This window comes from Pseudomonas sp. BF-B-30, from assembly GCF_019956305.1.
GTDB lineage: Bacteria > Pseudomonadota > Gammaproteobacteria > Pseudomonadales > Pseudomonadaceae > Aquipseudomonas > Aquipseudomonas jessenii.
On record NZ_JAHBDG010000037.1, the window covers coordinates 22,986 to 38,877 of the forward strand.

Annotated in this window: 14 protein-coding genes; 5 read left to right on the forward strand and 9 right to left on the reverse strand. The window is 61.7% G+C overall.

The features are described from left to right. Nucleotides 1–7 precede the first annotated feature (7 nt). The gene (gene zapE / locus KGB29_RS19310) at nt 8–1,126 is read right to left on the reverse strand and encodes a cell division protein ZapE (protein WP_150814020.1); all 1,119 of its coding nucleotides are present in this window, start codon (nt 1,124–1,126) and stop codon (nt 8–10) included. 159 nt (nt 1,127–1,285) lie between these two features. Between zapE and KGB29_RS19315 the strand changes: the two genes are divergently transcribed. Then, nucleotides 1,286–2,338 carry an aldo/keto reductase gene (locus KGB29_RS19315; protein WP_223616472.1) on the forward strand — a complete coding sequence of 351 codons (1,053 nt, stop codon included), beginning with the start codon at nt 1,286–1,288 and terminating at the stop codon, nt 2,336–2,338. Between the two features lie 116 nt (nt 2,339–2,454). On the opposite strand, the gene speB is transcribed toward KGB29_RS19315, so the two are convergent. Further along, entirely contained in the window at nt 2,455–3,414 is a 960-nt protein-coding gene (speB, locus tag KGB29_RS19325; protein ID WP_150814022.1) for an agmatinase, read from the reverse strand. Nucleotides 3,415–3,435: 21 nt separating this feature from the next. Then, complete coding sequence (locus KGB29_RS19330) at nt 3,436–4,527, reverse strand: polyamine ABC transporter substrate-binding protein (protein ID WP_057714721.1); 1,092 nt, start codon at nt 4,525–4,527, stop codon at nt 3,436–3,438. Between the two features lie 101 nt (nt 4,528–4,628). On the opposite strand from KGB29_RS19330, the gene KGB29_RS19335 reads away from it, so the two are divergent. The 3 genes from KGB29_RS19335 to KGB29_RS19345 all read left to right on the forward strand — a co-directional run bounded on the left by KGB29_RS19335 (nt 4,629) and on the right by KGB29_RS19345 (nt 7,948). Further along, nucleotides 4,629–5,522, forward strand: coding sequence for a LysR family transcriptional regulator (locus KGB29_RS19335; protein ID WP_090455380.1), 894 nt, complete (start codon nt 4,629–4,631; stop codon nt 5,520–5,522). A gap of 164 nt (nt 5,523–5,686) precedes the next feature. Further along, nucleotides 5,687–6,793, forward strand: coding sequence for an enoyl-CoA hydratase/isomerase family protein (locus tag KGB29_RS19340; RefSeq protein ID WP_150814023.1), 1,107 nt, complete (start codon nt 5,687–5,689; stop codon nt 6,791–6,793). A gap of 3 nt (nt 6,794–6,796) precedes the next feature. After that, nucleotides 6,797–7,948: an acyl-CoA dehydrogenase family protein gene (locus KGB29_RS19345; RefSeq protein WP_090455384.1), complete on the forward strand. Its 1,152-nt coding sequence runs from the start codon at nt 6,797–6,799 to the stop codon at nt 7,946–7,948. 184 nt (nt 7,949–8,132) lie between these two features. Here KGB29_RS19345 and KGB29_RS19355 read toward each other — a convergent pair whose 3' ends face one another. The 6 genes from KGB29_RS19355 to KGB29_RS19380 form a co-directional block, all read right to left on the reverse strand. Next, on the reverse strand, nt 8,133–8,906 hold the full coding sequence (locus KGB29_RS19355) for an enoyl-CoA hydratase (protein ID WP_057714717.1): 774 nt from the start codon (nt 8,904–8,906) through the stop codon (nt 8,133–8,135). Between the two features lie 13 nt (nt 8,907–8,919). After that, complete coding sequence (locus KGB29_RS19360) at nt 8,920–10,047, reverse strand: acyl-CoA dehydrogenase (protein WP_150814024.1); 1,128 nt, start codon at nt 10,045–10,047, stop codon at nt 8,920–8,922. Nucleotides 10,048–10,188: 141 nt separating this feature from the next. After that, nucleotides 10,189–11,382 (reverse strand): acetyl-CoA C-acyltransferase, encoded by a 1,194-nt coding sequence (locus tag KGB29_RS19365; protein WP_102670378.1) that lies wholly within the window; start codon nt 11,380–11,382, stop codon nt 10,189–10,191. A gap of 12 nt (nt 11,383–11,394) precedes the next feature. Then, the gene (locus KGB29_RS19370; RefSeq protein ID WP_150814025.1) at nt 11,395–12,156 is read right to left on the reverse strand and encodes an SDR family NAD(P)-dependent oxidoreductase; all 762 of its coding nucleotides are present in this window, start codon (nt 12,154–12,156) and stop codon (nt 11,395–11,397) included. A 16-nt stretch (nt 12,157–12,172) separates the two neighbouring features. Further along, a complete protein-coding gene (locus KGB29_RS19375) occupies nt 12,173–13,837 on the reverse strand; it encodes an AMP-binding protein (protein WP_150814026.1) in 1,665 nt (554 codons plus the stop codon). Nucleotides 13,838–13,973: 136 nt separating this feature from the next. Beyond that, nucleotides 13,974–14,897, reverse strand: a complete 924-nt coding sequence (locus tag KGB29_RS19380) for a carbon-nitrogen hydrolase family protein (protein ID WP_150814027.1) — start codon at nt 14,895–14,897, stop codon at nt 13,974–13,976. 84 nt (nt 14,898–14,981) lie between these two features. Between KGB29_RS19380 and KGB29_RS19385 the strand changes: the two genes are divergently transcribed. Next, nucleotides 14,982–15,890: a LysR family transcriptional regulator gene (locus KGB29_RS19385; RefSeq protein ID WP_150814028.1), complete on the forward strand. Its 909-nt coding sequence runs from the start codon at nt 14,982–14,984 to the stop codon at nt 15,888–15,890. Nucleotides 15,891–15,892: the final 2 nt, after the last annotated feature.

Sequence of the window (15,892 nt, forward strand, 5' to 3'; positions counted from 1 at the left end):
AACCCGATCAAACTTCGGCAAACCGCTGCAGTTGCATTTCCTGCAATCGACTGAGGGTGCGGCGGAACGGAAATTCCAGATAACCCTCGGTGTAAAGCGATGCCATTGGCACTTGCGCTTCAAGGTACAGCGGCACCTTGCGGTCGTAGCACTCGTCCACCAGGGCAATGAACCGTCGCACACCATCGTCATGCACCGATAACTGCGGCAACTCGCGATCTCCCGCCTCCACCCGCTCGACACCGTCCTCGGTGCCGCGGGCAATGCGCCCTGCGCGTTTCTGTGCGCTGAGGTTGGGCACGTCACTCAACAGGATAGCGCCGTAGGTATCGCACAGGGCGATGAAATCCATGGCCGCGAAGGGTTGCTCGCACAGCGCGGCGTAACGGGTCCAGAGCACCGTCGGGCTGGTCTTGATCACCTCAAGGGAACGGTGACCGACCTTGACTGGCTCGCTCGATATTGACTGGCCGACGCTCAACAACTGGAATACTTCACCCAAAGCGCCGGGGTTACCGGGCTCGGCCACCCAATAACGTTGCAAACCGGCCCCCGGATGCAGGCGATGGTCTTCCCCGCCATCCACCGCAATCACCTGCATGTGCAGCTTGATCGCCGCGATGGCGGGCATGAAACGGTCGCGATTGAAGCCGTCGGCGTACAACTGTTCCGGCGGCAGATTGGACGTGCAGACCACTACCACGCCCTGTTCGAACATCACCTGGAACAGGCGCCCGAGAATGATCGCGTCGCCGATGTCATTGACGAACAGTTCGTCGAAACACAGCACACGAACCTCTTCAGCCAATTCACGGGCCAACGCCTTGAGCGGATCGGCAGTGCCGGTCAGTTTAAACGAGCGTTGGTGCACCCAGCCCATGAAGTGGTGAAAGTGCTGGCGCCGAGCCGGTACTCGCAGGCTTTGGTAGAACTGGTCCATCAACCAGGTCTTGCCCCGCCCCACCGGCCCCCACAGGTACACGCCGGAAATGGGCGCGCTGCCTGCGTGCAACGCTTCGTGGCATTTTTGCAGCGCCCACACCGCATGTTCCTGGGCCTCGTCCTGGACAAAGCCCTTTTGTTCGATGGCATGCTGCCAGGCGCTTAAGGGGGAATCGATAGTCATGGGCGGCAGTATGCCATTGCCCATGGATAACGCGACCGGTGATCGGCAGTTTTGTGCAGACAGGAAAAGCACCTTGACGCTTTAGATTACCAGCATCATATTAAATAGATGCTTTGGATAATCTATTAAACCTTGTCGCCATCCCTCTGGAGTCATCCCATGCATTACAAAGCTTTCGGTCGTAAAACCGGCTTGCGTGTTTCCGAACTGGCGCTGGGCGCGGGTAATTTCGGTACCGGTTGGGGCCATGGCGCCGAGCGTGACGAAGCCAGACGGATTTTTGATGGTTATCTGGAAGCCGGTGGCAATTTCATCGATACCGCCAATGGCTATCAGGGCGGGCAGTCCGAGGTCATGCTCAGCGAATTCATCGCCGCAGAACGGGATCGCCTGGTCATCGCCACCAAATACACCCTCGGGACTACACCGGCAGCCGGCATTTCCCACACTGGCAACAGCCGCAAGAACATGGTGCGCGCCGTCGAAGAAAGCCTGAAACGGCTGAAGACCGAGCATATCGACCTGTTCTGGGCGCACATGAGCGACGGCGTCACGCCCATGGAAGAGATCCTGCGCGGCTTCGACGATCTGGTCAGTGCCGGCAAGATTCATTACGCCGGGCTTTCGAACTTCCCCGCCTGGCGCATCGCCCGCGCCGACCTGCTGGCCGAGGTACGCGGTTTTGCCCCGATTGCCGCGATCCAGGTCGAGTACAGCCTCGCCGAACGCACCGCCGAGCGTGAACAACTGCCGATGGCCGAAGCCCTGGGCCTGGCCGCGACCTTGTGGTCGCCGCTGGGTGGCGGCTTCCTGACTGGCAAATATCGCAACAGTGAGGGCGACAATCGCGCGAACAAACTCGGCGTGCTGATCCACGCCGAAAAAAGCGCCCGCGAAACCGCCCTGCTCGACACCTTGATCGATGTCGCCGCAGAACTGGACGCCAGCCCGACCCACGTGGCCATAGCCTGGCTGCGGGAAAAAGCCAGGCGCTCGACCACGGCGCTGATTCCGATCCTCGGTTCCCGGACCCGTGAGCAGCTGGATGCCACGTTGGGCGCGCTGAATGTGCAGTTGAGCAGCGAACAACTGGCACGACTGGACGGCGTCAGTGACGTGGACAAAGGCGTGCCGCACGAATCCATTTCCGGTTCGTTCGCGCGGTCCAGCGGTGGTCAGATCCTCGACCTGCCAATCGTTCCAGTGGCCTGACACAAATCAAAACTGTGGGAGCGGGCTTGCTCGCGAAGGCGTCGTGTCAGTCGACATTGGTATTGAATGACACACCGCTTTCGCGAGCAAGCCCGCTCCCACAGAGGGATTGCGTTTTACTTATCGAGCTTATGTTTTGCCGCATACAGGCACAACATCTCCATCGCCAGCGTCGCCGCCGCCAGTGAGGTGATCTCCGCGCTGTCATAGGCCGGAGCCACTTCCACCACGTCCATGCCCACCAGGTTGATCCCGCGCAAACCGCCGAGAATCTCCAGCGCCTGCACCGTGCTCAAGCCGCCGCATACAGGTGTTCCGGTGCCCGGCGCGAATGCCGGATCGAGGCAGTCGATGTCGAAGGTCAGGTACACAGGGTTGTCGCCGACCCGCGCGCGAATCGCCTCGACGATCGCCTCGCAGCCACGGCGGTGCACCTGCCGTGCGTCGAGCACCTGAAAGCCCTGATGATCATCGTTGGTGGTGCGCAAGCCGATTTGTACCGAACGCGACGGGTCCACCAGCCCTTCCCTGGCCGCGTGCCAGAACATGGTGCCATGGTCGATCCGCTTGCCCTCTTCGTCCGGCCAGGTATCGCTGTGGGCGTCGAAGTGGATCAGCGACAATGCCCCGTGCTTGCGGGCATGGGCCTTGAGCAGTGGATAGGTAATGAAATGGTCGCCGCCAAACGTCAGCATCGCCGTGCCGGCATTGAGGATGTGCTCGGCGTGGGCTTCGATCATTTCGGGCGTCGATTGCGGCGAACCGTAGTCGAAATCGCAATCGCCGTAGTCGATGACCGCCAGGTGATCGAACGGATCAAACGTCCACGGCCAATGCCGTTCCCAGGCGATCCCGGCCGAGGCGGCGCGAATGCCCCGTGGCCCGAAGCGTGCGCCGGGGCGGTTGCTGGTGGCCGTGTCGAACGGCACGCCACTGACGGCCACATCAACGCCGCGCAGGTCACGACTGTAACGGCGACGCATGAAACTGGTGATACCGGCGTAGGTACTTTCAGCGGCCGTGCCATAAAGGCTGTCACGGGTAAGGGCTTGATCGTTCTGCATCGGGACGTCCATTGAAGGCTCCTTCTTTTATAGTTATTGGCGGCTACGGAAAGTGGTCCACAAGCGCGTGCGCTGGCGCATGTCCTTGAGGTTCATGCTGCGGTCGGCGTACAGCCGTTCGCGCACGTCGGCCAGCGGGTAGATGTCCGGATCGGTGCGCACCGCTTCATCCACCAGCGGCGTGGCGGCCTGGTTCGCCGTGGCGAAGAACAAGGTGTTGGTCAGTGCCGCAACGGACTCGGGGCGCAACATGAATTCGATAAAGGCGCGGGCGGCTTCTGGGTGCGGCGCGTCCTTGGGAATCGCCAGGTTGTCCTGCCACACGAGGGTGCCTTCCCTGGGAATCCGGTAGGCAATTTCATAGGGTTTGTTGGCCTTGCGTGCCTGGTCGGCGGCCATGCTGGCGTCACCGTTGTAGGTCAACGCCAGGCACACGCTGCCATTGGCCAGGTCGCTGATCTGCCGCCCGGTGGCGACGTACAGCACGTTCGGCTGTAGCTGATGCAGCAACGCCTCGGCGGCTGACAGATCATTCTTGTCCGTGCTGTAGGGATCTTTACCCAGGTAATGCAGCGCCAGTCCGATCACCTCCTGGGGCGAGTCGAGAATGGCGATGCCGCAGTCTTTCAACTTGCTTGCGTACTCGGGTTTGAACAGCAGGTCCAGGCTATTGAGCGGCACGTCCGGCAAGCGCTGCTTGATCGCCTCGACGTTCATGCCCAATCCCAGCGTGCCCCAGGTATAAGGCACGCCATAGCGGTTGCCGGGATCGACAGCGGCGAGTTTTTCCAGCAAGTCCGGATCTAGGTTGGCGTAACCCTTGAGTCCTTCGTGGGGAATCGGTTTCAACGCCCCGGCTGCAAGCCCCCGGGCCAGCACACTGGAGGACGGTACCACCACGTCATAACCGCTGCCGCCGGTGAGCAGCTTGGTCTCCAGTACTTCCGAAGAATCGAAGGTGTCGTAGCGCACATGGATGCCGGTTTCCTGCTCGAACCGCTGCAGGGTTTCGGGGGCCACGTAATCGGCCCAACTGTACAGATTGACCACCTTGTCTTCGGCCTGGGCCGAAACAGCCACGGCGAGCAACAGCGCGGGTAAACACAGCTTGAACATGGGAGCCATGACGAACACCTGACCAGAGGAAGTGGTTGCAGGATGCGTCGTCGGATACATTGGTGAAATATCAAGTTAATTAACCTGACTTTATGACGGAGTAATGTTTGATGCTCGGCCAACTCCATGATCTGGACCTGCAATTGTTGCGTCTGTTTGTCAGCGTGGTGGAGTGCGGCGGTTTCAGTGCCGCCCAGGGTGAGCTGGGCTTGAGCCAGTCGAGCATCAGCCAGCAAATGGCCAAGCTGGAAACCCGCCTTGGCTATCGCCTGTGCAGCCGCGGCAAGGGCGGATTCAAGGTCACCGCCAAGGGCGAACAACTCCTCAGCGCCACACGCACCCTGTTCGAATCCATCGAAGCCTTCCGTCATCAATCCAACGGCGTGGCCGGGCGCTTGATCGGTGAAGTGCGCCTGGGTCTGTCCGAAGCCCTGGATCAATCGGTGCTGCAACGGGTGGCCGAGGCGATCCGGCGCTTCCGTGAGCGGGACGAGTCCGTGCGCATCGAACTGATCAGCGCCATGCCCGGCGAAATGGAGCGTTTGCTACTGCAACAGCGGCTGGACCTGGCCATCGGCTATTTCTCGCAAGTGCAAAGCGCGTTTGACTACCGCCAATTGTTCATTGAAACCCAGCATCTGTATTGCGCCCCCGGCCATCCGCTGTTCACCAACCCGGCCCCCTGCGATCAGGATCTGCAGGCCAGCGACCGGGTCGATCACCCCTACCGTTTTCTGCGCAGTGACGAACCCTTCCAGGGCAAGCTGTGTTCGGCGCGCTCGGAACAAGTCGAAGGCACCCTCGCCTTTATCCTTTCCGGCAAGCATGTCGGTTATTTGCCCAGCCACTTCGCCCATGCCTGGGAAAACAAGGGTTTGCTCAGGGCCGTGCGTCGAGGCGACATGAGTTTCGATGTCGCGTTTCATCTGGCCCGGCACCGGGCGCAAGTGGCCGGCGATGCACAAAAGGCATTCGAAGAGGATCTGCTCGCGGCGTTTGCCTGACTACGTCGTGGTCTACGCTGTAACAATGCCGGACACTGTCATGCAAAAATGCACAGATAACCTGCACTTATCCGGGTTGTACAAGGCAAATTTGCACTGATACGATCCGCCATCGCTCGCGCGCGAGCATCTTGATAAAGAACAATAAAAGCAGGGAGTTAGTGATGACTGCTCAGGTTTTTTCTCCCGGGACTCAGTCCATGGATGCCATGCAAAACGAAGTGCTGGCCGAGGTTCGCAACCACATTGGTCACCTGACCCTCAACCGCCCCGCCGGCCTCAATGCCCTCACCCTGGACATGGTGCGCAACCTGCACCGCCAGCTCGACGCCTGGGCCCAGGATTCGCAAGTCCATGCCGTGGTCTTGCGCGGTGCCGGGGAAAAAGCCTTCTGCGCCGGCGGCGACATTCGCTCGCTGCATGACAGTTTCAAAAGCGGCGACACCCTGCACGAAGATTTCTTTGTCGAGGAATACGCCCTCGACCTCGCGATCCACCACTACCGCAAACCGGTGCTGGCCCTGATGGACGGTTTTGTCCTCGGCGGCGGCATGGGCCTGGTGCAAGGCGCAGACCTGCGCGTGGTCACAGAGAAAAGCCGCCTGGCGATGCCGGAAGTCGGCATCGGCTATTTCCCGGACGTCGGCGGCAGTTACTTCCTGCCGCGCATCCCCGGTGAACTGGGGATTTACCTCGGCGTCAGCGGCGTGCAGATTCGCGCCGCCGATGCGCTGTATTGCGGCCTGGCCGACTGGTACCTGGAAAGCGACAAGCTTGGCGTCCTGGACGAAAAACTCGACCAGCTCGAATGGCACGATACGCCGCTCAAGGATCTGCAAGGCCTGCTGGCGAAACTCGCCGTGCAGCAACTGCCCGATGCGCCACTGGCGACTTTGCGCCCGGCCATCGACCACTTCTTCGCCCAGCCCGATGTGCCGAGTATTGTGGAGCAACTACGCCAGGTAACGGTCGCCGACAGCCATGAGTGGGCCGTCACCACCGCCGACCTGCTGGAAACCCGCTCGCCGCTGGCCATGGCCGTGACCCTGGAAATGCTCCGTCGCGGACGCGAGCTGCCCCTTGAACAATGTTTCGCCCTTGAGCTGCACCTGGACCGTCAGTGGTTCGAGCGCGGCGACCTGATCGAAGGCGTGCGCGCCTTGCTGATCGACAAAGACAAGACACCACGCTGGAACCCGCCCACCCTCCAGGCACTGGACGCCGAACACGTGGCGAGCTTCTTCAGCGAGTTTGACCGGAGCGAGAGCTGAGCCATGCACGATATCGAATTGAGCGAAGAGCAAGTCATGATCCGCGACATGGCCCGGGATTTTGCCCGCGGCGAAATCGCGCCCCATGCCCAGGCCTGGGAAAAGGCCGGCTGGATCGATGACGGTCTGGTGGCGAAAATGGGCGAACTGGGCTTGCTGGGCATGGTGGTCCCAGAGGAATGGGGCGGCACCTATGTCGACTATGTGGCCTATGCACTGGCGGTAGAAGAAATTTCCGCCGGCGACGGTGCTACCGGCGCCTTCATGAGCATCCACAACTCCGTGGGCTGCGGGCCGGTGCTCAACTACGGCAGCGAAGAACAGAAGCAGACCTGGCTGGCGGACCTTGCCAGCGGCCAGGTCATCGGCTGTTTCTGCCTGACCGAACCCCAGGCCGGTTCCGAGGCGCACAACCTGCGCACCCGCGCCGAACTGCGCGACGGCCAGTGGGTGATCAATGGCGCCAAACAATTTGTCAGCAACGGCAAGCGCGCCAAACTGGCGATTGTGTTTGCCGTGACCGATCCGGACCTGGGCAAACGTGGCATCTCGGCGTTCCTGGTACCGACCGACACCGCCGGTTTTATCGTCGACCGCACCGAACACAAGATGGGCATCCGTGCTTCCGACACCTGCGCGGTGACCCTGAACAACTGCACCATCCCCGAAGCCAATTTGCTGGGCGAACGCGGCAAGGGCCTGGCCATCGCCTTGTCCAACCTCGAAGGCGGCCGCATCGGCATCGCCGCCCAGGCACTGGGCATCGCCCGCGCAGCGTTTGAGGCGGCACTGGCTTATTCCCGTGATCGTGTGCAGTTTGGCAAAACGATCAATGAACACCAGAGCATCGCCAACCTGCTGGCCGACATGCACATGCAGTTGAACGCCGCGCGATTGATGATCCTGCATGCCGCACGCCTGCGCACGGCCGGCAAACCCTGTCTGTCGGAGGCGTCACAAGCCAAGCTGTTTGCGTCGGAAATGGCGGAAAAGGTCTGCTCCTCCGCGATTCAGATTCATGGCGGATACGGGTATCTGGAAGACTATCCGGTGGAGAAGTACTACCGGGATGCGCGGATCACGCAGATCTACGAAGGGTCGAGCGAAATTCAGCGGATGGTGATTGCCCGCGAGCTGAAGAACTACCTGATTTGATGCCCTGTACCTGTAGGAGCGAGCTCGCTCGCGATGGTGGCCAACGATAACGCGGGGTACCTGAATCAACCCGGTGCCCTCAGGTTTTTCGCGAGCAGGCTCGCTCCTACAAGGGGATCTCATAAACGCTGAGATCCAATGTGGGAGCGGGCTTGCTCGCGAAAGCGTCCGAAAGGTGACTACATCACTTGCCTTGGAACTCAGCCTCACGCTTGGCAATGAACGCCGCCATCCCTTCCTTCTGATCCTGCGTCGCAAACGCCGCATGGAACACCCGACGCTCAAAGCGCACGCCTTCGGCCAGGCTCACTTCAAAGGCACGATTGACGCTTTCCTTGACCATCATCGCAATCGGCAACGACTTTTTAGCGATCAACGCGGCGACTTTCAGCGCTTCATCCAACAGCTCATCGCTCGGCACGATACGCGCCACGATGCCGCAACGCTCGGCTTCCACGGCATCGATCAAGCGGCCGCTCAGGCACATTTCCATGGCCTTGGCCTTGCCCACGGCGCGGGTCAGTCGTTGGGTGCCGCCCATGCCCGGCAACACGCCGAGATTGATTTCCGGCTGGCCGAATCTGGCGTTGTCACCGGCCAGAATGAAATCGCACATCAACGCCAGCTCACAGCCGCCACCCAGGGCGAAACCGTTGACCGCCGCGATGATCGGCTTGCGGCGGTTGGCCACACGATCGCTGTCGCTGAACAGGTCGTCGATGTAGATCTGCGGGTAGGTCAGCTCCGCCATTTCCTTGATGTCGGCACCGGCGGCAAAGGCTTTTTTCGAACCGGTCAGGACGATGCAGCCGATGTTCGAGTCAGCCTCGAAGCCGTCGAGGGCCTGGTTCAGTTCGCTGACGATCTGCGCGTTCAACGCATTCAGCGCTTGTGGACGGTTGAGGGTGATCAGGCCAACGCGGCCGTGGGTTTCCAGCAAAATCGTTTCGTAGCTCACAGGGGACTCCTTCTTATAAATTGCGCGAAATGACCATGCGCTGAATATCGCTGGTGCCTTCGTAGATCTGGCAGACCCGCACGTCGCGGTAGATCCGCTCCAGCGGGAAATCGTTGAGGTAACCGTAACCGCCCAGGGTTTGCAGCGCCGAGGAGCATACCTTCTCGGCCATTTCCGAGGCGAACAACTTGGCCATCGACGCTTCGACCAGGGCCGGTTTGCCACTGTCACGCAGAGCGGCGGCGTAGTGCACCATTTGCCGCGCCACGGCGATCTGGGTCGCCATGTCCGCCAGGCGGAAGGCCACGGCCTGGTGCTCGATGATCGGCTTGCCGAAGCTCTCGCGCTCACGGGCGTAATCGCGCGCCGCTTCGAACGCGGCACGGGCCATGCCCACCGATTGCGAAGCGATGCCGACGCGGCCGCCTTCAAGGTTGGCCAGGGCAATCCTGTAGCCTTCGCCCTCCTCGCCCAAACGATTGGCCAGCGGCACCTTCACGCCTTCGAAAAGGATCTGGCAGGTGTCGGACGCATGCTGGCCGAGCTTGTCTTCGACCCGCGCGACTTTGTAGCCCGGCGAATCGGTCGGCACTATAAAGGCGCTGATGCCACGTTTGCCGGCACTCGGATCGGTCACCGCAAACACGATCACCACCCCGGCATTCTGCCCGGAGGTGATGAACTGCTTGCAGCCGTTGAGCACATAATGATCGCCTTCCAGGCGTGCACGGGTTTTCAGGCCGCTGGCGTCGGAACCGGCCTGGGGCTCGGTCAGCGCAAAGGCACCGAGCATCGCACCGCTGGCCAATGGTTTGAGGAAGCGCTCTTTCTGCTCATCGGTGCCGTAGTTGAGGATCGGTACGCAACCCACGGAGTTGTGCACGCTCATGATGGTCGAGCAGGCGCCATCGCCGGCGGCGATTTCTTCCAGCGCCATGGCGTAGGCCAGGTAACCGGTGTCGCATCCGCCCCACTGCTCCGGCACCAGCATGCCGAAGAAGCCCAGCCCGGCCATTTCGCCGATGGCCTCCTTGGGAAAACGGTGCTCGCGGTCCCACTCGGCAGCGAAGGGCTTCAGCCGTTCCTGGGCAAAGTCCCGGGCCATGTCGCGGATTTGTTGTTGGTCGTCATTGGGGATCATGGTGAATCCTTAAATCTGGTTACGACGCAGAACCCTGTGGGAGCGGGCTTGCTCGCGAAGTGGCCGTGTCAGTCGACATCATCGTCGGATGACACACCGCTTTCGCGAGCAAGCCCGCTCCCACATGGGATAGCGTCAGTTTCAGTAGAGGCATTCCACGGCCATCGCCGTCGCTTCACCGCCGCCGATACAAATCGCCGCGACACCACGCTTCAGGCCTTTCTGGCGCAGGGCCGAAAGCAGGGTCACCAGAATCCGCGCACCGGACGCTCCGATCGGGTGCCCGAGGGCGCACGCGCCGCCGTGCACGTTGAGTTTCTCGTGAGGGATTTCCAGATGAGTCATCGCGGCCATGCCGACCACGGCGAAGGCTTCGTTGACTTCCACCAGATCCACATCATTGAGCGACCAGCCGGTTTTCTTCATCAACTTCTTGATTGCACCAATCGGTGCCACCGGGAACAGGCCCGGGGTGTCGGCGAACGCAGCGTGGCCATGAATCACCGCCAAGGGTTTCAGGCCTTGTTTCTGTGCCTGGGACTGGCGCATCAGCACCAGCGCGGCGGCACCGTCGGAGATCGAACTGGAGTTGGCCGCCGTCACCGTACCGCCTTCGCGGAATGCCGGCTTCAGCGAAGCAATCTTGTCCAGCCTGGCTTTTGGCGGCTGCTCGTCGTTGCTGATCACCACCTGTTCTTTGCCAACAGTTACGGTCAGCGGCACAATTTCGGCCTTGAAGCTGCCGTCCTTGATCGCCTGTTGCGCACGAGTGGTCGAGGCAATGGCAAACGCGTCCTGGGCTTCACGGCTGAAGCCGTTGGTTTCGGCGCAGTCTTCGGCGAAGGTGCCCATCAGGCGGCCCTTGTCGTAGGCATCTTCGAGGCCGTCCAGGAACATCGAGTCCTGCACCCGACCATGGCCCATGCGGTATCCGGCACGGGCGCGATCCAGCAGGTAAGGCGCGTTGGACATGCTTTCCATGCCACCGGCAACCACCACGTCGGCACTGCCCGCCACCAGCATGTCATGGGCCAGAATCGCCGCTTCCATGCCGGAGCCACACATCTTGTTCAGGGTGGTGCAGCGGGTCGATTTATCCAGCCCCGCGCCCAGCGCCGCCTGACGCGCAGGGGCCTGGCCAAGGCCTGCCGGCAGCACGCAGCCGAACAGCACTTCGTCGACGCTATCACTGGCAACACCGGCACGTTCGACGGCGGCCTTGATGGCGGCCGCACCGAGTTGCGGTGCGGTCAGGCTTTTCAGTTCGCCCTGGAAACCGCCCATCGGGGTGCGGACGGCGCTGACGATAACAATTGGATCGTTGGACATTGTCATGACAAATCCTCCTTACTTGGCGGCCATACGCAAGGCACCGTCGAGACGGATCACCTCGCCATTGAGCATGCTGTTTTCAATAATATGCTTGACCAGCCCGGCATACTCGCCCGGTTTGCCCAAACGCGGCGGGAATGGCACGCCAGCGGCCAGGGAATCGCGGACTTCCTGGGTCATGCCGGCCATCATCGGCGTCTCGAAGATGCCGGGGGCGATCGTCATGACACGGATGCCGAAGCGCGCCAGCTCACGGGCCGCCGGCAAGGTCAGGCTGACAATCGCGCCCTTGGACGCCGAGTAAGCCGCCTGACCGATCTGGCCGTCGTAAGCCGCGGCAGACGCGGTGTTGATGATCACGCCGCGCTCGCCATCGGCATCCGCTTCGGTCTCGGCAATCGCCGCGGCCGCAAGGCGCAGCATGTTGAAGCTGCCGATCAGGTTGACGTTGATCACCTGGCTGAAACTGGCCAGTGCATGCGGACCTGTCTTGCCGAGAATCTTCTCGCCACGCACGATGCCGGCGCAATTGACCAGGCCGTTGAGGCCACCAAAGGCCTTGACCGTCGCCTGCACGGCAGCTTCGGCCGCCGCTTCGTTGCTGATGTCCGCCACCACGCTTTGTGCACCAAGGCGCTGGGCCTGGGCTGCAACGGCTTCGGCGTTCATGTCCACCAGCATCACTTTGGCGCCGGCGGCGACCAGCACCTCGGCGGTGGCGGCACCGAGGCCGGAAGCGCCACCGGTGACGATAAAAATCTTGTTCTGGATCTGCATCATTAATTCCCTGGATTCAAGCTGGAAGGTTCTTCGCCGCGGCCTCTTGAGCCTTGGCGATTTCCTGGTTGCGCAAGATAAAGCGCTGCAATTTGCCGCTGGGGGTTTTCGGCAATTCGCTGACAAATTCGATTTCACGGGGATACGAGTGCGCCGCCAGACGCTTGCGCACGTGCTGGCGCAGCTCTTCGGCCAACTCGGAGGCGGCGCGGTATTGCGGGCTGAGCACGACGAACGCCTTGACCAGTTCGGTGCGCTCCGGATCGGGCTTGCCGACCACAGCGGCCTCGACCACGGCCGGGTGTTCGATCAGCGCACTTTCCACGTCGAAGGGACCTACCCGGTAGCCGGAGGTGGTGATCACGTCATCACTGCGACCGACGAAGCTGATGCTGCCGTCCGGGTTCCACTCAACGGTGTCGCCACTCAGGTAGTAGTTGCCGACAAAGGCCTTGGTCGGCCCGCCTTCGTAGCCGGCGAACCAGCACATCGGCGACTGGCTGCGGTCGATAGCCAGGATGCCCGGCTGCCCAACGCCGAGTTCCTTGTAGTCGTCGTCCAGTACCACAATGCGGTGGCCCGGCGAGGCAAAACCGGCGGCGCCCATGTGAATCGGGTGCTCCAGGCCGTGGTGGTTGCACAGCACCATGCCCAGTTCGGTCTGGCCGTAGTGGTCGTGGATGACCACGTCGAGGTTATCGGCGAACCAGCGGATCACTTCCGGGTTCAGCGGCTCGCCGGCGCTGCTGACGATACGCAGCTTGCCCTTGATCGACTTGGCGAATTCATCGCCGCCGGCAATCAGCAAGCGGTAGGCCGTGGGCGAACCGGTGAGGTTGGTGATCCCGTACTTGTTGATCACCCGGCAGGTGCTTTCGAGGGTGAACGGGCCATCGTAAAAGGTAATCGGATGGCCCATGGACATTGGCCCCGTGACACCGAAATAAATGCCGTAGGCCCAGCCCGGGTCGGCGACGTTCCAGAAGGCGTCTTCCGGGCGCAGATCCACCGCATCGCGGGTGTAGCTCTGGAACGCTACGATGGCCTTGAGTGGCACCGACAGCGCTTTCGACGGGCCGGTGGTGCCCGAGGTGAACATCAGCAGGAACGGATCTTCGCCGGTCAGCAGCACCGGTTCACAGTCGGCGGAATAGTTGGCCAGTTCGGCCCAGAAACTGAAATCGCCATGCACCAGGCCCTGCCCTTTGGCACCGGTGACGGTCACGATGGACGGGCAATCGGCGACTTCGGCGAGTTTCGGCCGGTTCACTGCATCGGTCACCACCACTTTGGCGCCAGAGCAGCCCAGGCGGTGCTCGATGGCCTTGGGGCCGAATGCGGTAAACAGCGGTTGATACACCGCGCCGATGCGCCAGGTGGCGAACACGGTGATCAACAGTTCGATATTGCGGGGCAACAGGCCGGCGACCTTGTCGCCTTTCTTCACGCCCTGGGCCAGCAGGTAGTTGGCGAAACGCGCGGCCTTGTCCTGCAAGTCGGTGAAGGTGTACGAAGCACCAGTGCCATCGCGTCCTTCCCAGAACAGCGCGATGCGACCCGGCAAGGCATGCCGGTCACAGCATTCGACACAGGCGTTGAGGGCCGCCAAATCGCCCGCGAGCGCGGCATCGACGGTGTGCTGATAATTGAACTGAGAAGTAGCAGACAAGTAATCGCGCATTGCCAGAATCCCACTGTGTTTTTATTAGGTTGGGGGGAACCGTAATCAACAGGGAAATACTCGCTCTGCGCGGGTTACCGGGCAATGGTCAAAGCTATCAAGTTGTCTGACTGCTTTGGCCAAAGCCCGCTGGGCATCAGGAGGTGAAGCGCACCCCGGGCTTGGCGCGTTCGTCCACGGTCAGTTCGAACACATCCGGCCGCGCGTAGTGGCCGACCACGTCATAGTCGTAGCGGGCGCGCACCAGGTCGTCGGTGTCGATTTGCGCAGTGAGCAACCCGGCACTGTCGCGCAACGGCCCGGCGAGGATGTCGCCCATGGGGTCTACGATCACACTGCCACCAGCAATCAACGGTCGATCCGCCGGCCAGTTGGCGATGTCCAGGCCCAGGGCCTGGGGCGATGCCTGGACCTGGCAGGCGCTGACCACGAAACAGCGCCCCTCATGGGCAATGTGGCGCATGCTGACTTGCCACATCTCCCGTTCGTCCACGGTCGGTGCGCACCATACCTCCACGCCTTTGGCGTACATCGCCGTGCGCAGCAGCGGCATCATGTTTTCCCAGCACACCAGCGCACCGACACGCCCGACCTGGCTGTCGATCACCGGCAAGGTCGAGCCATCGCCCTTGCCCCAGATCAGCCGCTCGGTGCCGGTGGGCATCAGTTTGCGATGTTTGGCCACCAGCCCGGCCTGCGGATCGAAGTACAGCGCGGTGCAGTACAAGGTGCTGCCGGCGCGCTCGATCACGCCGATCACCAGATTGGCTGCGGTGCGAGCGCAGAGTGCCGCCAGCGCCTCGGTTTCCGCGCCGGGTACGTCGATGGCATTGGCAAAATAGCGGGCAAAGGCTTCGCGCCCTTGCGGCAGGCGATAGCCCAATTGCGTACCAAAGCCTTCGCCTTTGGGATAACCGCCCAGCAGCGCTTCCGGCATCACCACCAACCCGGCGCCGGATTCGATGATTGCGTTTTCATAGGACAGGATCTGTTCCAGGGTTTCAGCCTTGCCGCCGGGCAAGGCGCCGATCTGCAGGGCCGCGACAATTGATTTGGGCATCTTGGAAACTCCATTCGCATCAGGTGTTGCTCATTCTCCGGCGTCAGGCAATCATCAATAAAGACCGATTCACTGCTGAATGATATGAACCAAATGAATATCACCGACGTCGACCTCAACCTGCTCAAAGTCTTCGAAGCGCTGCACGAAGAGTCCAGCGCCAGCCGTGCCGCGCTGCGTCTGGGCGTGACGCAATCGGCCGTCAGCGCGGCCTTGCGTCGCTTGCGCGAGCTGTATGGCGATCAGCTGTTCGTGCGCACCGGACGCGGCCTGGCCCCCTCGCTCAAGGCCAATCAGCTCAAACCGGTGGTCAGCGATGCCCTGAACAAATGCCGGCAGAGCCTGGCGATGGTCGATCCGGCTGCGCAACAGTACGAAGGTCGCTCAGTCACGGTCGGCATGTCGGATGATTTCGAGATTGCCTACGGCCGGCGGCTGATCGAAGAGATCGCCCGTTGCGCGCCGAAACTGCGGCTGATTTTCCGCCAGACCCACAGCCAGATCGTCGCCCAGGCGTTGATGGAGCGCAGTATCGACCTGGCGATTGCCGCGGGCGGGTTTGCCGAGCGGCTGCTCAGCCGTCAGGTGCTGGGGGAAGGTGGCTATCTGTGCCTGGTGGACCCGTCGAGCCTGGTCGAGGGCCAGCAGAGCATCGGTCTCGAGGAGTTTGTGGCCCGCGAACACATTCTGGTGTCGTCCGGCGGTTTTATCGGGATTACCGATGAGGGATTGGCGGCGCTGGGGCTGAGCCGGAGGGTGTGCGCTTCGACCACGCATTTTGCCGCGTTGCCGCACTTGCTAAAAGGCAGTCGGGCGGTGGCGACCATTCCGGCCCATGCCGCCCAAAGCATCGCAACACTCAGCGGGCTGGCGCTGCTGCCCTGCCCCCTGGCGTTGCCGCGCTACCCGATCGAACTGGGCTGGCGGACCAGCACCCAGTTCGACCCGGTGCTCTTGAAAGTGCGCGAGGCAATCGTCGCGAGTTTCGCCTGACA